Genomic DNA, 19,966 nt, shown 5'->3' with positions numbered 1-19,966 from the left:
ATTCGTCCTAAGAACAGAATTTAATTTGAACACCATGAGAGGTGAGCAATTGGGTTTGCGATTCGGTAAGCGCATCAGTAAAAAGCCAATCAATCGCAGAGAAAGGCTGCACCCGTGCCATGGCTTTGCGACCCCATTTATGTTGATCTGCCACCAATAAACAATGACGACTTTGTTCCACTAAAACGCGGCTCACGGCCGCTTCCTCTGGATCAAAATCCAATACACCTTGCGCTTCGTCCATGCCTCCACAACCCAATACACCGTAATCGAAATAGTATTGTCGTAATCCAGACAAGGTTTCCTCACCCACTAAGTCATGGTGCTGATGGCGCAATTTCCCAGCCAACACGCGCACACGCACCTCAGGGTAGTTACCCAAAATGCTCGCCACTGTTAAATTGTTAGTGAAGACTTGCAGATCATGATGAGACACTAACGCTTTCGCCACATATTCCACTGTGGTGCCAATCCCTAGAAACACAGAAGCGCCGTCGGGAATCACCTTAGCAACGTCAGCGGCAATCGCTTCTTTCGCATCACTGTTCAAAAACTGGCGATGGTCGAACGGCAAATTTTCGGTACTAGAAACCGGAGCGATACCACCATGAGTACGACGAACAAGATGACGCTCAGCCAACTGATTAATGTCTTTTCGAATGGTCTGTGGTGACACATTAAAACGCGCCACCATTTCTTCCACCAGCAACGCGTCTTCTTGTTGCACCCAGTTTAAAATCTGGTTTTGTCGCTCGTTCAAACCCACAAAATGACCCTAGTAAAATAGTTAAAAAATGGCTAAGCCAATAAAAAAGCAAATTTCGTCGGGTCATCGGTAATCACCGCATCCATCCCCCACTCCCAATGCTGTTCCACTTTCTTTGGGTCATTGGCGGTATAACACAGCAACTTATAGCCAGCGGCTTTTACCGCTCGCGCTTGAGCCTCGGTCAATCGTGAGTAATCACAATTCAGGCTGTAGGCTTTGATGGCCTTCAGCTGCTCCAGCCAATCTTCCGGTATATCTTCATACAATGGCGCAAGGTGACGCTGGGCATCAATCTCATAACACATTTCTAACGCCGCAAGGTTAAAGCTGGAAATCATCAGCTTATCATTGTCTTGCCAATGATCACGCAACATCGCCATAACAGCTGGCACAATGTTTTCCACATCAGAACCATCGTGCTTAATCTCCAGATTCAAGCCCAGACCTAACGACTGAATGCATTCCAACGCGTCCAACAAGGTTGGCACTTTCTCACCAGCAAACTTGTCCGAGAACCAAGCACCTGCGTCTAAGTTAGCCACATCCACCGGCCTTGCTTCACGAGTTAAGCCAGAACCATTGGTACAACGATCCAATGTGTCATCGTGGAAAATAACCAAACCACCTTCAGCGATCAGGTACACATCAATCTCAACCCAAGTCGCGCCTACTTCGGCAGCCGCTCGGATAGACGCCAAGGTGTTTTCGGGGGCCAATAACGCGGCACCGCGGTGCCCCATTACTTTGGTATCTAATACCTTATCTTTCACAATATAACCGGTAGAAACAGTGTCATTTGTCATATCGATCTCACAGTCGTTGTTGAGTTTTTGCATCAAATAAATGCCAATGCGACATCGGTGCTGTTAGCCACATAAGGCTATTTACGTCTGGCAAATGCGGCCCAGACAAACGCACCACCATCGACTCGCCGTTAGCAGATTCAGTCTCTATTTTGCCATGAATGAGCGTCTCTGCTCCCAAGGATTCTACCGCTTGGATACGCAAAGCGAAATCGCCATTTTGCTCATCACTTACTTCCAAATGCTCAGGACGAATCCCCCACACAATGTCGCCTCGGTGTTGATGAGACAAAGGTAAGGTTAGCGCCTCAGAAATTTTAACGCCTTGCTCTGTAAGGGTCGCATCAATCAAGTTCATCGAAGGTGAACCAATAAAGGCCGCCACAAAAGGCGTTGCCGGTTTATTGTATAAATCCATCGGCGTACCAATCTGTTCCGCCTTCCCCTTGTTCAGCACCACCAAACGATCCGCCAAAGTCATGGCTTCCACCTGATCATGGGTCACATACAAGGTTGTCGTACCTAATTTGCGTTGCAACTGACGAATCTCGACACGCATTTGCACGCGCAACTTAGCATCCAGATTAGACAAAGGTTCATCAAACAAAAACACCTTCGGATCTCGAACCATAGCGCGTCCCATGGCAACACGCTGACGCTGTCCACCGGATAATTGACGCGGTTTACGCTGTAACAATTCGGTTAATCCCAGCATTTTTGCCACATCACTGACTTTTTCTTCGATCAGATTCTTCGCTATTCCGCGGTTTTTCAAGCCATAAGCCATGTTGTCGTATACCGACATATGCGGGTACAAGGCGTAATTTTGGAACACCATAGCGATATCACGCTCAGCAGGCTCTTTTTCATTCATGCGCTCACCACGAATGCGTAGCTCGCCCGTGGAGATACTTTCCAGCCCCGCTACCATGCGTAACAAGGTGGATTTGCCACAGCCAGAAGGCCCAACCAAAACAATAAACTCGCCTTCTTCAATCGATAAATCAACACTGGGAATGGCTTGGTAGCCATTCGGGTACGTCTTACCCACTTTCTCTAAAATTACGTCCGTCATTACTACTTCTCCGAATCCACTAAGCCTTTAACAAACAGTTTCTGCATGCCTATCACTACCGCAACAGGTGGCAACATCGCTAATAAGGTGGTTGCCATAATTTGGTTCCATGCGATATCACCATCGGTCACCGACAGCATGCGTTTAATACTCATCACCAAGGTGTAATAAGCATCGTCTGTCGTAATCAACAAAGGCCATAGATATTGATTCCAGCCATAAATAAACAAGATCACAAACAAGGCCGCGATATTGGTTCTCGACAAAGGCAGCAAGATGTCAAAGAAGAAACGCCATGGCCCAGCACCATCGATTCGCGCCGCTTCCACCAGCTCGCCAGGAATACTCAAAAAGCATTGACGGAACAAAAACGTCGCGGTTGCACTGGCAATCAAAGGCAGCGTTAACCCTGTATAGCTATTGAGAAGGTCCAAATTCGCCACCACCTCGTAGGTTGGCACAATCCGCACTTCAACTGGCAACATCAAGGTCATGAAGATGATCCAAAAACACAGGTTACGAAACGGAAAGCGAAAGAACACAATGGCGTACGCTGATAACAAGGAAATGATGATTTTACCGAAGGTAATACCAAGCGCCATGATCAGAGAGTTCAGCATCATAAACCAGACTGGCGTATCGACGCCGTTACCGGCCTCTTCAAACAACACCGTTCCCCATGTTTCTGCACCGGCATCGCCAAACCATAAGGGAATGTGCCCAACACCAAATGCCGAAGCAGGATGCGTCGACGCCACCAGTGCCATCCAAACGGGTAATGCAACCAAGCCAATACCCAGCAATAATGTCGCGTGGCTAGCAAAAGTTAACCAAGGTCGATTTTCGATCATGAGTACTGCACCTTACGCTCAATAAAACGAAATTGAATAACTGTCATCAAACCGACAATCGCCATCAGCACAACAGATTGCGCTGCCGACCCGCCAAGATCCAAACCAACAAAACCGTCATCGAACACTTTATAAACTAGGGTTGTGGTGCTTTGCCCTGGACCACCTTTGGTCGTCGCATCAATCACACCGAAAGTTTCAAAGAAGGCATAAACTAGATTAACAACCAATAGGAAAAAGGTCGTCGGAGACAAGAGCGGAAATACAATCGTCCAAAACCGCTTAAAAGGGCTGGCACCGTCAATCGCAGCCGCTTCAATAAGCGAACGCGGCACCGCTTGCAAACCCGCTAGGAAGAATAAAAAGTTATAGCTAATTTGCTTCCAGGTCGAGGCAATCACCACTAAGATCATCGCTTGGTTGCCATCAAGATAATGATTCCAGTCGACACCCGCCGACTTCAACCACAGGGCAATCGGCCCCATGCTCGGATCAAATAAAATCCACCACAACACACCCGCCAATACTGGCGCGACAGCGTATGGCCAAATCAATAATGTTTGATACGCTAACTTGCCACGAATCACACGGTCCGCCATCACAGCTAAAAACAGCGCCAGCGACATGCCCACAATGGCAACGGAAAAACTGAATACCAAGGTCGTTAACATAGACTGGTAATACAAAGGGTCGGTAAACAAATCGATAAAGTTTTCCAAACCGATAAATTCACGACTCAAGCCAAAGGCGTCTTCTTGATAAAACGCTTGTTCTAAGGCTTGTTCAGCAGGCCAAAGAAAGAAAATCGCTGTGACCAACAATTGTGGTAACAACAACAGCCAAGGTAGGCCTTTTTGAGGAAAGGTAACTGTCATCGGACAATCCAAACAAAAGAGAACAACAAATAAAAAAACGAGCCAACTCAGAAAGAAAAAACGCCCCTATGCAAAAAACATAAGGGCGCGATTTTTATTTACTTGTTCGCTTTTTCAAATCGACGCAGTTGCGCATTACCACGTTCAACAGCCGTATTAAGAGCTGTTTGTGCGTCTACTTTACCGCTCCAGACAGACTCTAAAGCCTCATCGATAATGCCACGAACCTGTACAAAGTTGCCAAAACGCAAACCTTTCGTATTGGCCGTAGGAGTGCCTGTCGTCATTTGCTTAACGCCGGTTTCTGTGCCTGGGTTCGCCTTGTAGAAGCCTTGCTCTTTGGTCAAATCATAGGCCGCTTTAGTAATTGGCAAATAACCAGAGAACTGATGCCAGTCCGCCTGCACAGACGCTTTAGACAAATAGCTTAGGAAAGAAGCCACGCCTTTATATTCTTCTTTAGAATGACCTTGCAGCACCCACAAAGATGCGCCGCCGATAATGGTGTTGGAAGGCTGCTTAACCTTTCCTTCCCAATATGGAAGTTCACTCACACCAAAGTCGAATGTCGCGTTACGTTTAATGCCCGCGTAACCAGCTGAGGACTCAGTAAACATTGCGCATTCTTGGCTGTAGAATTTTGCAGCGCCATCGTTGGTGCGGCCAGAGTAACTAAAAATGCCACTCTTTTGCCATTCGCCCATTTTTTCTATATGAGCAACTTGCAAAGGACCATTAAATTTAAATTCTGTACCCAGACCTGCAAAGCCGTTTTCCAACGTTGCAAAAGGAACATTATGACGAGCGCTTAGGTTTTCCAATTGCACCCAAGACTGCCAAGCGGTTGTAAAGCCACAGCTAACGCCAGACGCCAACAATTTCTTCGACACACTTTCTACTTCTTGCCATGTTTTAGGCGCTTGGCTAATGCCTGCTTTTTTGAACAGATCTTTGTTGTAATACAAAACAGGTGTGGAACTGTTGAAAGGCATAGAAAGCATTTCGCCGTCAGTGTTCGAGTAATAACCCGTCACGGCGCTCAAGTAAGCACTTTCATCAAATGCCTGACCTGAATCTTTCATCAATTTGTAGACAGGATAAATCGCGCCTTCGGCCGCCATCATGCTCGCCGTACCCACTTCGAATACTTGCACAATGGCAGGCTGCTGTTTCGCACGAAACGCAGCAATCGCTGACGTCATCGTTTCGGTATAGTTGCCTTTATAGACAGGTTTTACTTCATAATCGCTTTGTGAATCATTAAAGGCTTTGGCAATCTCGTTGACCTTTTCACCATTTGCACCACCCATTGCATGCCACCATTCCACCTGCGTGGCAGCAAAGGCTGAACTTGCCATAGATAAACCAATAACAACTGACGCTAACTTCAAATTATGCATTTCCGTGTTCCTCACAATGAGTTTTTATTAGAAAAGAAAGAACCACTATAGAAAGAAAATATTTCACTTTGATGATAAATAGGTTTCATTTGAAATACAATAAACATTCAAATGAAACCAAAAACCGAAGAAAGGATAAAATTAAGCCAACGAAATCACCCGGTACAGCTGTATAAAAACAGCCATACCTGTGGATAATGAGAAAAATGAAGGGAAGGAATTAATGTAAAACGTGTTGTTTAAGCGCATAGACAAGCGCGTCGAATTCTTCTTTTAACATGCCATAACGGGATGAAATTACCTCAACACTGCCCTGCTTATAGAGCATTTCCATTTCTGCAATCAGCTTACAAAAACGATTACCAGACACTTCTAATGCAGCGCCTCTTAAACGGTGCGCCACTAATGAAAATTCCCCCCACTCTTGGTTAACAATATGCGCATGCAATATGTCCAATAAGCCTTGTGCTTCCTTAATAAACTCAGCAGCCACCAGCGCCATCAATTCTTCATTGCAGGCTAGGCGATTACTGTAATCGGTGCTATCAAACACTTGCGGCTCAATCATCACGAAAAATCCCTATATCTATGAGCATATTCAACATATCGCCTTATGAAAGCCACTTTGTAAGAATCGCTGTTAACTTTTCCTGTGAAATCGGTTTTGCAATATGGTCATTCATACCAGCAGCAAAACATTCGTCTTCATCGCCTTTCATCGCATTGGCACTAAGCGCGACAATCGCAACATCAGACGGCGTTGCGCCCCCTGTCGATTGACGAATCACCCGTGTTGCTTCATAACCGTCCATTTCTGGCATCTGACAATCCATAAAGATCATATCAAACTTAGTGGCTTGGGCTTCTTCCACGGCTTTTTGACCATCACTAGCCACCACAACCTCGACGCCATATAAGTTTAATAATCCTTTAGCCACAATCTGATTGGTTAAATTATCTTCTGCTAACAAAACCTTGGCATTAAAGACAGGACGCCCTTCTGGTGTGTTTTCCGTTTCTTTCGCAGTCATTATCTCCTCTCCTTCCAATACAGGTTTTATATTCTCTAATACTTTCAACAAAGACCGGATAAAAACAGGCTTAGTTAACCTATCGATGTATTTCCCTTTCTCAGGCTCTACATCGGAACACCCATGCAATAAAATTTGCGGCACCGATTTATCCGCACAAACGGCCTCCCATGCCAACACATCAGACTGGCTTCCAGCCGCTAAAGCATCGGCATCCAAGAACACAAACTGACCCATCACCTCTTTTTCAGACAAGGCTTGTGTAAGATCGCAGCATACGTTGTGAGCAATACCAAGCGAGTCAAGTAACCCACTAACATACTCTCGACCAGTGTCATTAATATACACTAACGTCGCCTTAAATTTGGGCATTAGCGGCGCGTCTTTAGCAGGCAAAGCACGTGTTTCAAATGGTATACGGAACCAAAAAGTGGCCCCTTTACCCTCGTCCGATTTGACGCCGATTTCCCCCGACATGGCCTCGACAATGTCTTTGCTAATCGCCAAACCTAAACCAGTCCCGCCAAACTTACGCGTCGTCGAACTGTCCGCTTGATTAAAGCGCTGGAACAACCGACGTTGACTTTCCTCAGACACACCAACGCCGGTGTCCTCAATACTAACCAGTAAAACCATATCCATATCAGACAGCGGCTCTACCTCGATACGTAAAGATACCTCACCCTGGCTCGTGAATTTAACTGCGTTACCCAACAAATTCACCAACACCTGCTTGAGTCGTAATCGATCTCCAAACAAGGCGACTTCAGGAACCAAAGTCGCAGGTGAATTTAATACGATGCCTTTATCCTCTGCTCGGAGCACAAAGATATTAGTCACTTCTTCAATTAACTCTGGCAATTCAAATTCGTGCTTATCTAACACCAACCGACCCATTTCGATCTTAGATAAATCTAAAATATCATTAAGAATATCCAACAAAGACTCAGCGCTTTGCTGAGATAAGCGCACTAATTTAGATTGCTCTGATTGCAACTTGGTATCCATCAACAAAGACAAGCTGCCAATTACGCCATTCAACGGTGTGCGAATTTCGTGACTCATGTTCGCCAAAAATTCACTCTTCGCACGATTCGCCTCCTGCGCCTCTTCTTTCGCCTTACTTTGCTCTGATTCCGAAATTTTTAGGCTTTCATTCGCTAGCTGCAAATCACGAGTTCGCAATCTAACGCGATTCTCAATTTCCGACGTATGACTACTGACGATCAATAAAAACCAACCAAATAAACCCGTGAACAAAAAGCCACATGCCAAAACAAATTTAACAATCCAAGGCGCTTTAAAGAAATAGCTGTCGCTCACCTGATAAAGTTGCCAGGACTTGGCGCCTACCTGAATATCAGACCGGACAGCATGTTCAAATTTTCCCGCGTTATAACGCGTGACTAATTCTTTGCCTGATAAAGCGGCCCCCGTACTTTTTGCCACAATAATAGGATCAGGAGTGCCGTTATCAGCGTCCACCAAATACAGACTTGTATTAGGCAGTCCCCCTTGTTTAACCAAGGTCTCAGTTAACGAACTCAGCTCAATCACCGCCGTTGCCACACCAATCACCGTATCTGTTTGACGGTCAAAAAACGGCAAAAATAAAAGTATACCCGTGGCATTTTGCACCAGCTTAAGCGGAGATGTTGGATAGGCCTGACGAAGAAAAATAGCCTTATCTAAGGCAAATCGCCGATCTGACTGAGAATAGACATCGTAACCCAATGCCGCCTCATTCTTCTTAAACGGGCTCACAAAGGTCACAACAATATGTTTCGGTCTTGGTGTCGCCGGTTTTAAGCTTCCTGTACTGTCTTTCTCTTTTACGCGAAACACATGCTCTGGATAATTTTTTTGGATACTTGCTTCAAAACTCGGAATATCTTCCCCGGCAACCACAAAATTCAGCGACACCGCTAAAATAGAATTGTCCCGCTGCATCACACTTTTCGCAAAAATATCAAACTCATTAGCTTGTATTTTTTCGCTGCCTTTCACCAACCCAACAAAACTGTGCAGCATATCCACACTATTTTTAACACGGTTTGCCAGTATCGTTTCTAACAATTCTGCATTAGTACGAAACTCTTTAGACTGCTTATTCCATTCTGAATAACTGGTAACCCATGACAAGATAATAGTAATGAATAAAACAAATATAAAACCGCCTATTAAACGCAACGGACGATGGGAATAATTACCAAAATACTGAGGGAAACAAACGGCAAGCAAAGGCACCATCACCAGCACGCCCATCATGTCTCCTCCCCACCAAACAAACCAATTGGTTAGAAAGGCTTCTTTGCCAATTACACCAAAAGCAAGTAACGAAGAGGCACCCACACTCGCGCCAATAAGAGAAGAAAGAACACCCGCTAAAAAGATAAACCGCACAACCAAAGCCGTACGATGAAACTCAAAAGGCACACCGACAAAACGACGTACAAGATAACTGGCAACGATAGACTGTAACGTCGACCCAAAAGCGATAAATGCTGGCAGAGCAAAAGCCCAAACATGATGGTTATACCAAGTCGCACCAATATTAAGCGACAAGGACCCGATGAAAATCCCCAGGGGCGCAAATTTAGGGTAAAAAATAGCCGCAGCTACCGCTAACCCAGAAGCAGGCCAAATGATTGTTGAATAGCCAGGGGAAATTGCCACAGCAAGTCCAACCACACCAAGGGCAAAATACCCCAGCGCCGTCACAGCAACGACGAACATCGCTTTCATCATATTTACTTGCTCCATCAAAACCAACTAATCATAGCGAAATCGAAGCGCCTTGAAGATTTAATATTAGTTACTTTATGTAAGAAAAAGCAATTTAGCTAAAACGGCTGTGATTCATACCTCAAACGAGACCATAAGGGACACAAGGGAACAGATAGGAAGCGTAGTAAAGAGTGTAGAACACTGTTTATTGACAACTCAAAGGAAGGTTACTGCCGCAAAAAACGAAAACAATGAAGAGAACACTCTGCCAGTGAGTTAGATGCTTAATTGATATTGCTCGCCGTAAGATTGAGGAATAAGATGCCATTTATTACTTTCAACTAACAGAACAAGCAGGTGCTTTAACGATTATTTTCACCTAAAGTGATCCAATAAATTATGCACATGACTCTACTCTCTCGTTTCTCTTTTTTCATTTAAGGTATGTTATGACTCTCGCTATTTTAGCAATATTAGGTGGCTTTGTTCTATTGGTCTGGAGCGCTGACCGTTTTGTTGAGGGCGCAGCTGCGACCGCTAGACATGCAGGAATGCCTTCGCTACTTATCGGTATGATAATTGTTGGTTTTGGAACATCTGCTCCTGAAATGGTCGTTTCTGCAATGGCTGCATTAGATGGTAATCCTAATTTGGCATTGGGTAATGCTATAGGTTCGAACATTGTTAATACTGGATTAATACTTGGTGTAACAGCACTGATTACGCCAATCATAGTTCAATCCAAAATAGTTCGAAAAGAAATACCTTTGTTGCTACTTATTGGATTGCTGTTGGGCTACTTTCTCTGGGATGGAAATCTAACGCGTTTTGAGGCTGTACTTCTACTCATTGGATTTTTTGCTTTGACAGGCTGGAGTATTTTTTCTGCAATCATGGGAGATGGCGACTCACTAGAAGGAGAAATAGAACAGGAGCTAGTCGTTCATGCCATGCCCATCAAGAAAGCTATTTTTTGGTTAATCTTTGGCCTTATATTATTGATTATAAGTTCGCGCGTTCTCGTATGGGGCGCAGTAAATATTGCTCATGCTCTTGGCGTTAGTGACTTGATCATAGGCCTAACTATCGTTGCATTAGGGACATCATTGCCTGAACTTGCGGCTTCGATTATCGCAGTACGCAAAGGAGAACATGACATTGCTATTGGTAATATAGTTGGGTCGAATATGTTTAACATACTGGCAGTAATAGGGATCGCGGGCGTTATAGCACCCACGACCAACATGTCTGCAGATATTTTATCTCGCGACTGGTTAGTCATGATGGCAATGACGGTGGCATTATTAATTATGGCATATGGTTTTCGTAGAACAGGTCGTATTAATCGATTTGAAGGCGCAGGTTTGCTAGTCGCTTTTTGTGCATACAACGTTTGGTTGGTGTCATCAGTCATTGGTTAGCATTAATTTAAAGAGAAGCATATGAAAGAAACACTCATTCAATTCTGGCAAAGCCACTCTGAGACAGTTATTGAACTCAGCTATAACTTAATATTGGCATTCGTTATATTTATTGCGAGTTCACTCATCGCTCGAGCTATTCGTAAAACAATCCAAAATACCAATTCGAAACTACAGAAACTGGACGCAACACTAATCCCCATATTTTCAACTGTAGCCAGCTACGTTGTTTACATTATTGGTGGTGTGTTTATTTTAGATATATTTGGTGTAAACACAGCAAGTTTAATTGCGCTTGTAGGTGCAGCGGGTCTTGCAATTGGATTAGCATTAAAGGATACGCTTAGTAATATTGCAGCAGGTATTATGCTACTAATACTGCGTCCATTTCGTACCGGAGATTTTATAGAATGTGGTCCAACACAGGCTACGGTTCGTGAAATTAACCTATTCACAACGGTTCTTGAAACAGTTGATGGTTTATATATCGCCTCACCCAACAGTGTGCTCTGGGGTGGGAGTATTAAAAACTTTACTAGAAATGGTAAGCGAAGAATGGATATAGTTGTTGGTATTTCTTACTCAGACTCTATTAACGAAGGGTTTGCAGTACTAGAGAAAATTGCAGAGAATGAATCTAGGCTATTGAGAGATCCAGCTCCTCAAATCATGGTCGTATCAATGATGGATAGTGCAGTTAATATCCAACTTAGAGCCTGGGCAAAAAATGAAGACTACTGGCCAACTTACTGGGATTTAAACAAACGAGTAAAAGAGTCTATTGAAGAATCTGGTTTGACAATTCCATTTCCACAAAGAACGTTACATGTTGTTACTGGACAAAGCTCCCCTATTGCCAATAAAAAACAATGAAATATTGACTCTTACCACCCTGTGAAAACAGTTTGCTAACAAACGACTCTGAGGCTTGCTAGTCAGGGAGGCAGGCCATTGAGAGAACGAGCATGCAGAGGAAAAGCCAGTCTGACAATCGCGGTGAGAAGCTTTATAAGGCATGGGGAAAACACTCTGTCAGTGAACTGGATGACTTGATTGATATTGTTCGTCGTAAGATCGATTGAAGAAAAGCGGCAGGCATGAATAAAGCTAAAGCAGTATCAAGATTTGAAAGGGAAATAATTTTTCATCTGCCTCTAAATTTCTAATGATATAGCCACTAACTAGCGAACACACCACGCAGCTAAGCCTACTTTTCTTTAATCAGCAGGATTTAATTTTTTCTTTTTTTTAGAGGATTATGTTCAAGCTTTTTAGCTAGCCATTCAAACTCTTGATACATCGTGGGATGTTTATTGATTTTACGCAGTTCATAGATAAAAGGCTGAAACTCAGCCCAATCTCGCAAGACTGTACCACATCGCATTCTTTTAAAGAGGTTAAAATCAAACGCTTCTTCTCGTATGCCTGTCGCTACGAATTCATAGTTATTAAGAACAAAAAGAATTGCTGTCCGTTCTTCTGAGCCAACATGGGTTTTATCCGAATACTTGGTAATGCTAATACTTTCATCACGCAGCAGTGGATTAACAACCAGGTTTGCAGCTTTCAAATCAGAGTCATTTTTTTGATGTAACACTAGATCAACCGTAGCGCGCCTACGGTTGATTACTGTATTTCTACGAATTGAATATAGTGCCGCAATGGCGGTGGCTGCCAATATGACAGTATCGATATCAAAATGGCTTAGGTAGGTTTGTAGTAACGTAAGTTCCATTTAGAGAAGAGTTATCTGTCTTCCCATTCATCTCGAATATACATAATTATCTCCTTTTTTGGCTCACGTTGTTCGCTTCGATGTTTATGCTTTTGCTGTTAACAGCGAAGCGATTCTTGATCAACCGTTCGAGATTTTTTTCAATCTCAGACCTAAATGTTATTGCATAAAACGTGAACTATCGATTGTTATTAGATGAAAGAATGCACAGATGACTACTTTTCAGCCACTTTTACACAGTTCTACCATACATCACAAAAACGCACTAAATAGCTAACTTATCGCGCCGAAAAGCTGGTTTTTCTTCGATAATCAGGCTTTTTATTAGGGTTTGAGAATCACTAGGAAGTGGTGCCCAGAGACGGAATCGAACCGCCGACACGAGGATTTTCAATCCTCTGCTCTACCGACTGAGCTATCTGGGCAAACAGAAAAAATGACTGTGGAGATATGAAAGCCATTTCGACCAAAAAAAAGCCTGCTAAATTAGCAGGCTTTCTTTTTAATCATGGTGCCCAGAGACGGAATCGAACCGCCGACACGAGGATTTTCAATCCTCTGCTCTACCGACTGAGCTATCTGGGCAAGTGGGGCGTATTATAGAGAAACCTTTTTTAGGGTCAATAGTTTTTTTGAAAAAAAATTAAAATCTTAGTTTCTTCTGTTGCTCTGGTATTATCTCTCTATATCAAGGAGATAAAACCATGCTGCATATTGTACTTTACCAACCAGAAATACCGCCTAACACAGGCAATGTCATTCGATTGTGTGCGAACACGGGCTATCACCTTCACCTTATCGAACCGTTAGGCTTTGAATTAGAAGATAAAAAGCTACGTCGAGCCGGGTTGGATTACCATGAGTTCACTCGACTAAAACGCTACCCCGATTTTCAGGCGTTTGTTGATCAAAATGAGATTGGCACTATCTACGCATTGACGACCAAAGGCAGCCGCACACACAGTGAAGCAAACTTTGCTGAAAATGATGTGTTGGTGTTTGGCCCAGAAACTCGTGGACTGCCTGCCGAGTTTATTGATGCATTGCCACCAGCTCAGCGTTTGCGTTTGCCTATGCAGCCGAACTCTCGTAGTCTGAATCTATCCAATACTGTTGCCGTGATGGTATACGAATCTTGGCGCCAGCTGGGTTATGCCATGCCAGCAGACAACGACTAATCAACAGAGGTACGATGAATTCTCTTTCACTGTTCTTAAAGAAAAAAAACAGTCGTCGCCAATTTCGTAAAAAAGTACACCTTCACGATACCGGCGATTTAAAAAAACGCCTCATCTTCTTGGCGGGTGTTATTGGCTTCCACAGTTTGGCGATGGTGTTCTTTGAGGACCTAAACTGGTGGCAAGCTTTTTGGTTAACCATGACGTCAGCCAGTACCACAGGTTATGGTGATATTTCTGCCGCCACTTTTTGGGGGCAGTTTTCGACCGTAGTTTTAATTTATGGCATGGGAATAACGCTGCTTGCTCAAATTGCTAGTGACTATGTTGAAATCAGGCTATCACGCAAAGAGATGCGTATTAAAGGCCGTATGAGATGGGATGATATGCAAAACCATATTCTTATTATCAATACTCCGCAATATGACTCGGAGCGCTATTTAGAGCTCTTAGTAGACCAGATCTGCCAAACCCCCGAGTTAGTCGATGTACCAATCCAAATCCTAACAGAGGCCTTCCCAGACGGCTTACCGTTGACGTTAAGATCTCAGGGTGTCGTTCATCACACTGGTGATGCTTTGGTAGATGGTATGTTGGAATCCGCTGGAGCACACACAGCAAAATACATTATCGTGCTCTGTCGAGATAACCAAGAAATCCATTCTGACAGCTTAACCTTTGACATATTACACCGTATCAAAGCGCTTAATTCATCCGCGTTCATTATGGCGGAAGCGGTAAATGATTCGAATCGCCCTAGATTCAAGGACGCTGGCGCACAAGCCGTTATTAGGCCCGTTCGCGCTTACCCAGAAATGCTCGTGCGTTCCTTGATTGCGCCTGGGACAGAACAAGTCTTAGAGGATCTATTTCGCCATCAAGGCGATCACACGATTCGACTAAATGTGACCTTGAAGAATGTGGAATGGGCAGAAGTTGTCACCAAACTGATCCAGCAGGACATAGGAACAGCACTAGGCTATGTTCATAAGAATGGCAGTATTGTGACTCACCCACAGGCGAAATCGGTCATCGATGCCGAGGGGCTTATTGTGCTGATCAATTATGATCAAACCGTACCATCCAGCGAAACAATAAGACGCTTATTTAACGCGTAATTGGAATTGGGCTTAGTTGTTCTGCAATTTAAGCCCAATGACTTCGATTTCCCCACCGTTCATTTGCCTTATCGTTAATCGAATATTGCCAAAACGCACTCGGTCACCTACCACCAAATGCTTGCCTAATTGGCGCTGCAACAATTCTGCGGCAGTGTCTGATTCGTCAATACCATCAAGCGGCACACCATACACTTTTGCCAAATCAATCAAAGACGCATCACCACGGATGGCAAATTCACCAAAGAAGTTTTGCAATAAGAAAGATGAAGAGGCTTTCTGCGAAAATATTTGCGCTACATCATTCACATCACCAGGGTGAAGTAGCATCCAAATACGGTCACCGGACTTTAGCTCTGTTTGTGCGTCAACGACCATAGGCTGCTGATTACGTATCAGCGATACTAGCTGAGGCGTAGAAACGGTTTCACTCGGCACATTGTGGAGAATAGTACTTGGAATACGTACACCGTCGGCTTGCACTAAGAACTCATACAATTCTAACGAGCGGTTCGCATCCGCATCATTGATCAAAGAAAAGCTTGTGATGGGTGCAGGCGCTGGTGGCACTTCGATTTTCAACCAACGCGCTACTTGTGGCACGGTTGAGCCTTGCAACAATAAAGAGATCAGCACGACCGTGAAGGTAATCTCGAATAGCAATTCCGAATTAGACAACCCTGCAATGACAGGATATAGCGCCAAGACAATCGGCACCGCGCCACGCAATCCGACCCAGCTGATATAAACACGTTCAGGCCATCGAAAATCAAATGGCAACAAACATAAAATTACCGCAATAGGACGAGCAACAAAAATCAAGAAAGCCGCTATCGCAACAGCCTGCCAACCATGGGTCAACAGACTAGATGGCGTTACTAACAAACCAAGCAATAAGAACATGCCAGCTTGGGCTAGCCATGCCAAGCCATCCATAACTTGTGAAATGGCTTCTTGCTGTTTGATGCGGCCATTACCAACAGTAAGCCCAACAAGATAAACCGCCAGAAAACCACTACCGCCTATCATATTTATGCCAGAAAACATCGCCAGGCCAAATGCAATAATAAGCAACGCATGCAAGCCTTCAACTAAAGGGATTCGACGCAATACCATTAATAGCAGCTTGCCGCCCAGTACACCTAACGCGCCACCTATCGCAAACTGTTGCACCATTTGCCCTAGGAACGCCAACACACTTAGCGGCTCAGAACTTTGCAACAAGCCCGTCAGCATCACCACCAGCAAGATGGCCATCGGATCATTGGCACCCGACTCAATTTCTAACGTGCCGCCCACGCGCTCGTTAAGTTTAACGCCGCTATTGCGCAGTAAGCTGAATACCGCAGCCGCATCAGTGGAACCAACAATGGCGCCCAGTAATAAACCATAAATGAGTTTAACGTCTAAGAGCCAAGCTGCGAATGTACCAACTGAGGCGGTGGTTAACACAACGCCAAGGGTAGCAAGAGATAAAGATGGCCATAAAGCCACTCGGAAGGTGCTAGTTTTGGTTTGCATGCCACCATCAAGAAGAATGATAGCCAATGCAAGATTACCTACGAAGAAGGCAAGATTTGGATTGTCGAAATCCAACCGGCCTACCCCGTCTTCTCCTGCCAACATCCCGATACCGAGAAAGACAAGTAATAAAGGTAAGCCGACACGAACAGTAAATGAGCTGGCGAGAATACTAACTAATAACAATATCCCCGCTAAAAAGATAAAACTATTAGCGTCGATAGCCACATCCTATAAGCTAAAGCTGACCTGTAAGCGTTAAATATTTTTCCATTAACTGCTCTTCTGTTTCCTTATGATTTGGATCCAGAGGAATACAATCAACAGGACAAACTTGCTGACATTGAGGTTCATCAAAATGACCAACACATTCGGTGCATTTTGAAGGCTCAATTACATATATTTCTTCACCTTGAGAAATGGCCTCGTTCGGACATTCAGGTTCGCACACATCACAATTGATGCATTCATCTGTAATAATAAGAGACATACTTCTCTCCTAAAACCGCCACACTATTCGGCGGTATCAATAACGACAATGAACAAAACCAAGATTAAATGGTTTTATAGTGTTCCTGTAAAACACGTTTGACTTCTGGGTTAACGAATTGCCCAAAGTCACCATTCAACGACGCAATTTCTCGAACTAATGTTGAAGAAATATAAGAGTGTTTCTCTGAAGGCGTCAGAAAAATACTTTCTACATCAGGTGCAATCGCACGATTCATATTGGCTAATTGGAATTCGTATTCGAAATCAGATACTGCTCGAAGACCACGAACAACCACCTGACCATTCACCGAACGAGTAAACTCGGTTAATAAGTTATCAAAACCCACAACTTCAACATTGGGCAAATGACCCAATACCTTTTTTGCCAATGAAATACGCAGTTCATGAGACAGGGCTGGACGTTTTTTCGGGCTCGCGGCCACCGCTACAATAACTTTGTTAAATAGCTTTGACGCGCGTTCAACCAAATCCGTATGGCCGTTTGTAATAGGGTCAAATGTCCCAGGATAAACCGCAATCGTACTCATAGCTTTCATCCAAAAAAATTAATAAAGGAGAACATGTCGGGCTGCTGGCGCTATAAATGCGCTCTAATTCCCGTTTAGGGGTCGCATCATATAGGAATACGACCTTGTTCTCAATTCGTCGAAACACAGTCCCCTATGTATCGACGTCATTGCGACTCATTTTATAGAATTAAATGCTGTAAGGTGCCAGCATTTGCTTCAAGAATGAAATCGCCAAGAAAATAAAGATCGGTGACAGATCAAGGCCACCTAAGGTTGGAATGAAACGCTGGCAAGTGCGATACAAAGGCGCGGTAATTTGCCCTACCAACATAGCGCCAGGATGATTTGCGCCCGGCGCCACCCAGCTCAGGATGACAGAAATAAGCATGGCCCAAAAATACAGATCCAGCAGATGATAAATGGTTCCTGCAACCGTATAAATAGCATAGCTGGTTGAAGAAATAACAGCACCACTAATCACGACAACTAATGCCACCGTAATAAACTGCACGAGAAACGCCAACACAAGAGTCGCTGTATCTAAGCGACCGATCGATGGAATCACTTTGCGCAAAGGCAACACGATAGGGCTAGTTGCTTTCACAATGCCTTGGCTAATTGGGTTATAAAAGTCGGCTCTTGTCAGTTGCAAAACCAAACGCAACAGCACAATAAACAAGTAAAGGTTACAAATAACCTTTACGAGCATTACAAATGGATCTGAGTACATGTTATTAATGTCCTTAAATTAATCTTTCGTGGCAGAAAAAGTTTTTGCCATTTCTTTCGAGCGCTCAACACACGCATGCATAGCATTCGCAACGATTTTATCAATATCAGCCGCCTCAAAAGACAACAAAGCCTGCTCTGTCGTTCCCTTTGGCGAAGTAATATTTTTTCGCAACTGATCAATAGGGTCTTCTAATTCAACAATCATTCGAGCCGCACCTAACATGGCATGGCTGGCTAGCTGACGACTTGTTTCTTCATCTAAGCCTTGTTCTTTCGCATTTTTCACCATGGCTTCCACAAAACGGAAGAAATACGCTGGCGCACTTCCTGATAATGCCGTTACTGTGTGCATGTGCGCTTCGTCTTCTATCCACACGGAGCTACCAATGCTAGCAAAAAGTTCGCTTACCCACTCTTTCTGAGAGTCGTCTGTATATTGGTTAGCAATCAAGCCTGTCATACCCGCACCGAGCTGAGAAGGCGTATTTGGCATACTGCGAACCACCGCTACCGATTTCCCCAACCAAGTCGCCAGTGAATCAAGCTCCACACCAGCTGCCACGGAAATGAATAGCTGATCTTCACGGACAAAAGAAGCAAATTCCTTCACCACTGATTGCATTTGCGCTGGTTTCACACACAGCACAACCACATCCGCTTCGCTCACGGCTTGCTCATTCTCCGAATACATTGAAATGCCGTATTGCTGCTGGTAATACTCGCGTTTCTCTGGTGTTCTAGACGTTCCCATAATTCTATCAGCTGGGTAACCGCTCGCCAGCAAACCACTAAAAATGGCTCTGGCCATATTTCCAACACCGATAAAAGCAATACTTGGTTTCATTTCAAATCCTATTATTTCATTCTTTAAGCAGAGGCTTTATCGCCGTCTATTTTAAAACTCTATTTTCATGCCTTAGCAGAATAATCACGCGCACCGAAAATCGCTGTTCCCACCCGAACCATTGTACTACTAGAGGCAACCGCTGCAGGTAAATCACCAGACATACCGATTGATAAGGTATCTATCATGCTATCGGATTTAGATAATTCAATGAACGCCTGCTGTAAAGGTTCATACACAAGACATTGCGCGGCAAAGTTTTCTTGTGGTGCCGGAATCGCCATTAGACCTCTGAGCTGTAAATTTGGCAAACTGGAAACGAGAGCGACCATGTCGTTTAACTGTGACAATGACACGCCTGCTTTGCTTTCTTCACCGCTGATATTAATTTGGATGCAGACATTTAATGGCGGCATGCTCTCTGGACGTTGTTCACTTAGACGACGAGCGATTTTTTCACGATCAATAGAATGAACCCAGTCCATAGATTCAGCAATTAATCGTGATTTGTTAGATTGGATAGGGCCGATGAAATGCCATTCAATATCGGCTAAATGCGCCAAAGCACTGCGTTTTTCTACGGCTTCTTGCACGTAGTTCTCACCAAATGCTCGCTGCCCTACATCGTAAGCAGCTTGAATTGCTTCAATGGGTTTGGTTTTACTTACCGCCAATAAACGAACGCTGCCCGCCGCTCGATCAAATTGCTGTTCAAGCTCTTCGATCTGTTGAGTCACGACCGCTAAATTCGCTCTAATCTCTTCAGTGTCGATGCGCTCTGCTTCAGTTGTCATATCGCCACGCCTCTTTGTTATCGATGTTAAAACCTAACGATCATTCCAATACATCAATCGATGATAAAGG

19 protein-coding genes and 2 tRNA genes are annotated in these 19,966 nt (G+C 44.1%); 4 read left to right on the top strand and 17 right to left on the bottom strand.

All coding sequences use genetic code 11. The features are described from left to right. Window positions 1-7: 7 nt before the first annotated feature. The 8 genes from C1X04_RS02005 to C1X04_RS01970 all read right to left on the bottom strand — a co-directional run bounded on the left by C1X04_RS02005 (window position 8) and on the right by C1X04_RS01970 (window position 9,552). Entirely contained in the window at window positions 8-766 is a 759-nt protein-coding gene (locus tag C1X04_RS02005) for a DeoR/GlpR family DNA-binding transcription regulator (protein WP_110574929.1), read from the bottom strand. 32 nt (window positions 767-798) lie between these two features. After that, window positions 799-1,572: a glycerophosphoryl diester phosphodiesterase gene (locus tag C1X04_RS02000; RefSeq protein ID WP_137169054.1), complete on the bottom strand. Its 774-nt coding sequence runs from the start codon at window positions 1,570-1,572 to the stop codon at window positions 799-801. A 7-nt stretch (window positions 1,573-1,579) separates the two neighbouring features. Beyond that, on the bottom strand, window positions 1,580-2,647 hold the full coding sequence (locus C1X04_RS01995) for a sn-glycerol-3-phosphate import ATP-binding protein UgpC (protein WP_110574926.1): 1,068 nt from the start codon (window positions 2,645-2,647) through the stop codon (window positions 1,580-1,582). Window positions 2,648-2,649: 2 nt separating this feature from the next. After that, window positions 2,650-3,498 carry a sn-glycerol-3-phosphate ABC transporter permease UgpE gene (ugpE, locus tag C1X04_RS01990; protein ID WP_137169053.1) on the bottom strand — a complete coding sequence of 283 codons (849 nt, stop codon included), beginning with the start codon at window positions 3,496-3,498 and terminating at the stop codon, window positions 2,650-2,652. Continuing rightward, window positions 3,495-4,373 (bottom strand): sn-glycerol-3-phosphate ABC transporter permease UgpA, encoded by an 879-nt coding sequence (gene ugpA, locus C1X04_RS01985; RefSeq protein ID WP_110574922.1) that lies wholly within the window; start codon window positions 4,371-4,373, stop codon window positions 3,495-3,497. Before ugpA ends, ugpE begins: the two co-directional genes overlap by 4 nt. Window positions 4,374-4,471: 98 nt before the next feature. Then, window positions 4,472-5,773 (bottom strand): sn-glycerol-3-phosphate ABC transporter substrate-binding protein UgpB, encoded by a 1,302-nt coding sequence (gene ugpB, locus C1X04_RS01980; RefSeq protein ID WP_137169052.1) that lies wholly within the window; start codon window positions 5,771-5,773, stop codon window positions 4,472-4,474. Between the two features lie 220 nt (window positions 5,774-5,993). Beyond that, a complete protein-coding gene (locus tag C1X04_RS01975; protein ID WP_137170696.1) occupies window positions 5,994-6,341 on the bottom strand; it encodes an Hpt domain-containing protein in 348 nt (115 codons plus the stop codon). A 43-nt stretch (window positions 6,342-6,384) separates the two neighbouring features. Then, window positions 6,385-9,552 (bottom strand): ATP-binding protein, encoded by a 3,168-nt coding sequence (locus tag C1X04_RS01970; protein ID WP_137169051.1) that lies wholly within the window; start codon window positions 9,550-9,552, stop codon window positions 6,385-6,387. A gap of 428 nt (window positions 9,553-9,980) precedes the next feature. Between C1X04_RS01970 and C1X04_RS01965 the strand changes: the two genes are divergently transcribed. Both C1X04_RS01965 and C1X04_RS01960 read left to right on the top strand, forming a co-directional pair. Further along, window positions 9,981-10,952: a calcium/sodium antiporter gene (locus C1X04_RS01965; RefSeq protein WP_110574912.1), complete on the top strand. Its 972-nt coding sequence runs from the start codon at window positions 9,981-9,983 to the stop codon at window positions 10,950-10,952. Between the two features lie 21 nt (window positions 10,953-10,973). Beyond that, window positions 10,974-11,825 (top strand): mechanosensitive ion channel family protein, encoded by an 852-nt coding sequence (locus tag C1X04_RS01960; RefSeq protein WP_137169050.1) that lies wholly within the window; start codon window positions 10,974-10,976, stop codon window positions 11,823-11,825. A 358-nt stretch (window positions 11,826-12,183) separates the two neighbouring features. Here the strand turns inward: C1X04_RS01960 and C1X04_RS01955 are convergent, their stop codons facing one another. The 3 genes from C1X04_RS01955 to C1X04_RS01945 form a co-directional block, all read right to left on the bottom strand. Then, the gene (locus C1X04_RS01955) at window positions 12,184-12,687 is read right to left on the bottom strand and encodes a DUF4760 domain-containing protein (RefSeq protein WP_137169049.1); all 504 of its coding nucleotides are present in this window, start codon (window positions 12,685-12,687) and stop codon (window positions 12,184-12,186) included. A gap of 349 nt (window positions 12,688-13,036) precedes the next feature. Beyond that, window positions 13,037-13,112 (bottom strand) — tRNA-Phe (locus tag C1X04_RS01950). Window positions 13,113-13,196: 84 nt separating this feature from the next. Further along, a tRNA-Phe gene (locus C1X04_RS01945) sits at window positions 13,197-13,272 on the bottom strand. Window positions 13,273-13,391: 119 nt separating this feature from the next. On the opposite strand from C1X04_RS01945, the gene trmL reads away from it, so the two are divergent. Beyond that, window positions 13,392-13,865 (top strand): tRNA (uridine(34)/cytosine(34)/5-carboxymethylaminomethyluridine(34)-2'-O)-methyltransferase TrmL, encoded by a 474-nt coding sequence (gene trmL / locus C1X04_RS01940; RefSeq protein ID WP_137169048.1) that lies wholly within the window; start codon window positions 13,392-13,394, stop codon window positions 13,863-13,865. Window positions 13,866-13,879: 14 nt separating this feature from the next. Beyond that, window positions 13,880-14,983, top strand: a complete 1,104-nt coding sequence (locus C1X04_RS01935) for a potassium channel family protein (protein ID WP_137169047.1) — start codon at window positions 13,880-13,882, stop codon at window positions 14,981-14,983. A gap of 12 nt (window positions 14,984-14,995) precedes the next feature. Here C1X04_RS01935 and C1X04_RS01930 read toward each other — a convergent pair whose 3' ends face one another. The 6 genes from C1X04_RS01930 to C1X04_RS01905 form a co-directional block, all read right to left on the bottom strand. Beyond that, window positions 14,996-16,732: a potassium/proton antiporter gene (locus tag C1X04_RS01930; RefSeq protein WP_217494989.1), complete on the bottom strand. Its 1,737-nt coding sequence runs from the start codon at window positions 16,730-16,732 to the stop codon at window positions 14,996-14,998. Window positions 16,733-16,742: 10 nt separating this feature from the next. Further along, window positions 16,743-16,994: a YfhL family 4Fe-4S dicluster ferredoxin gene (locus C1X04_RS01925; RefSeq protein ID WP_110574892.1), complete on the bottom strand. Its 252-nt coding sequence runs from the start codon at window positions 16,992-16,994 to the stop codon at window positions 16,743-16,745. Window positions 16,995-17,058: 64 nt separating this feature from the next. After that, a complete protein-coding gene (gene coaD / locus C1X04_RS01920; RefSeq protein WP_110574890.1) occupies window positions 17,059-17,544 on the bottom strand; it encodes a pantetheine-phosphate adenylyltransferase in 486 nt (161 codons plus the stop codon). 169 nt (window positions 17,545-17,713) lie between these two features. After that, window positions 17,714-18,256, bottom strand: a complete 543-nt coding sequence (locus C1X04_RS01915) for a YggT family protein (RefSeq protein WP_110574886.1) — start codon at window positions 18,254-18,256, stop codon at window positions 17,714-17,716. Window positions 18,257-18,274: 18 nt separating this feature from the next. Then, window positions 18,275-19,102, bottom strand: coding sequence for a pyrroline-5-carboxylate reductase (proC, locus tag C1X04_RS01910; RefSeq protein ID WP_137169046.1), 828 nt, complete (start codon window positions 19,100-19,102; stop codon window positions 18,275-18,277). A 65-nt stretch (window positions 19,103-19,167) separates the two neighbouring features. Beyond that, the gene (locus C1X04_RS01905; RefSeq protein ID WP_137169045.1) at window positions 19,168-19,896 is read right to left on the bottom strand and encodes a YggS family pyridoxal phosphate-dependent enzyme; all 729 of its coding nucleotides are present in this window, start codon (window positions 19,894-19,896) and stop codon (window positions 19,168-19,170) included. Window positions 19,897-19,966 lie beyond the last annotated feature (70 nt).

The sequence above is a fragment of the Marinomonas sp. FW-1 genome (assembly GCF_005222245.1).
Classification (GTDB): Bacteria; Pseudomonadota; Gammaproteobacteria; order Pseudomonadales; family Marinomonadaceae; genus Marinomonas; species Marinomonas alcarazii.
Note: the sequence above shows the minus strand (reverse complement) of the source record. Positions and strands in the feature narration are given on the sequence as shown.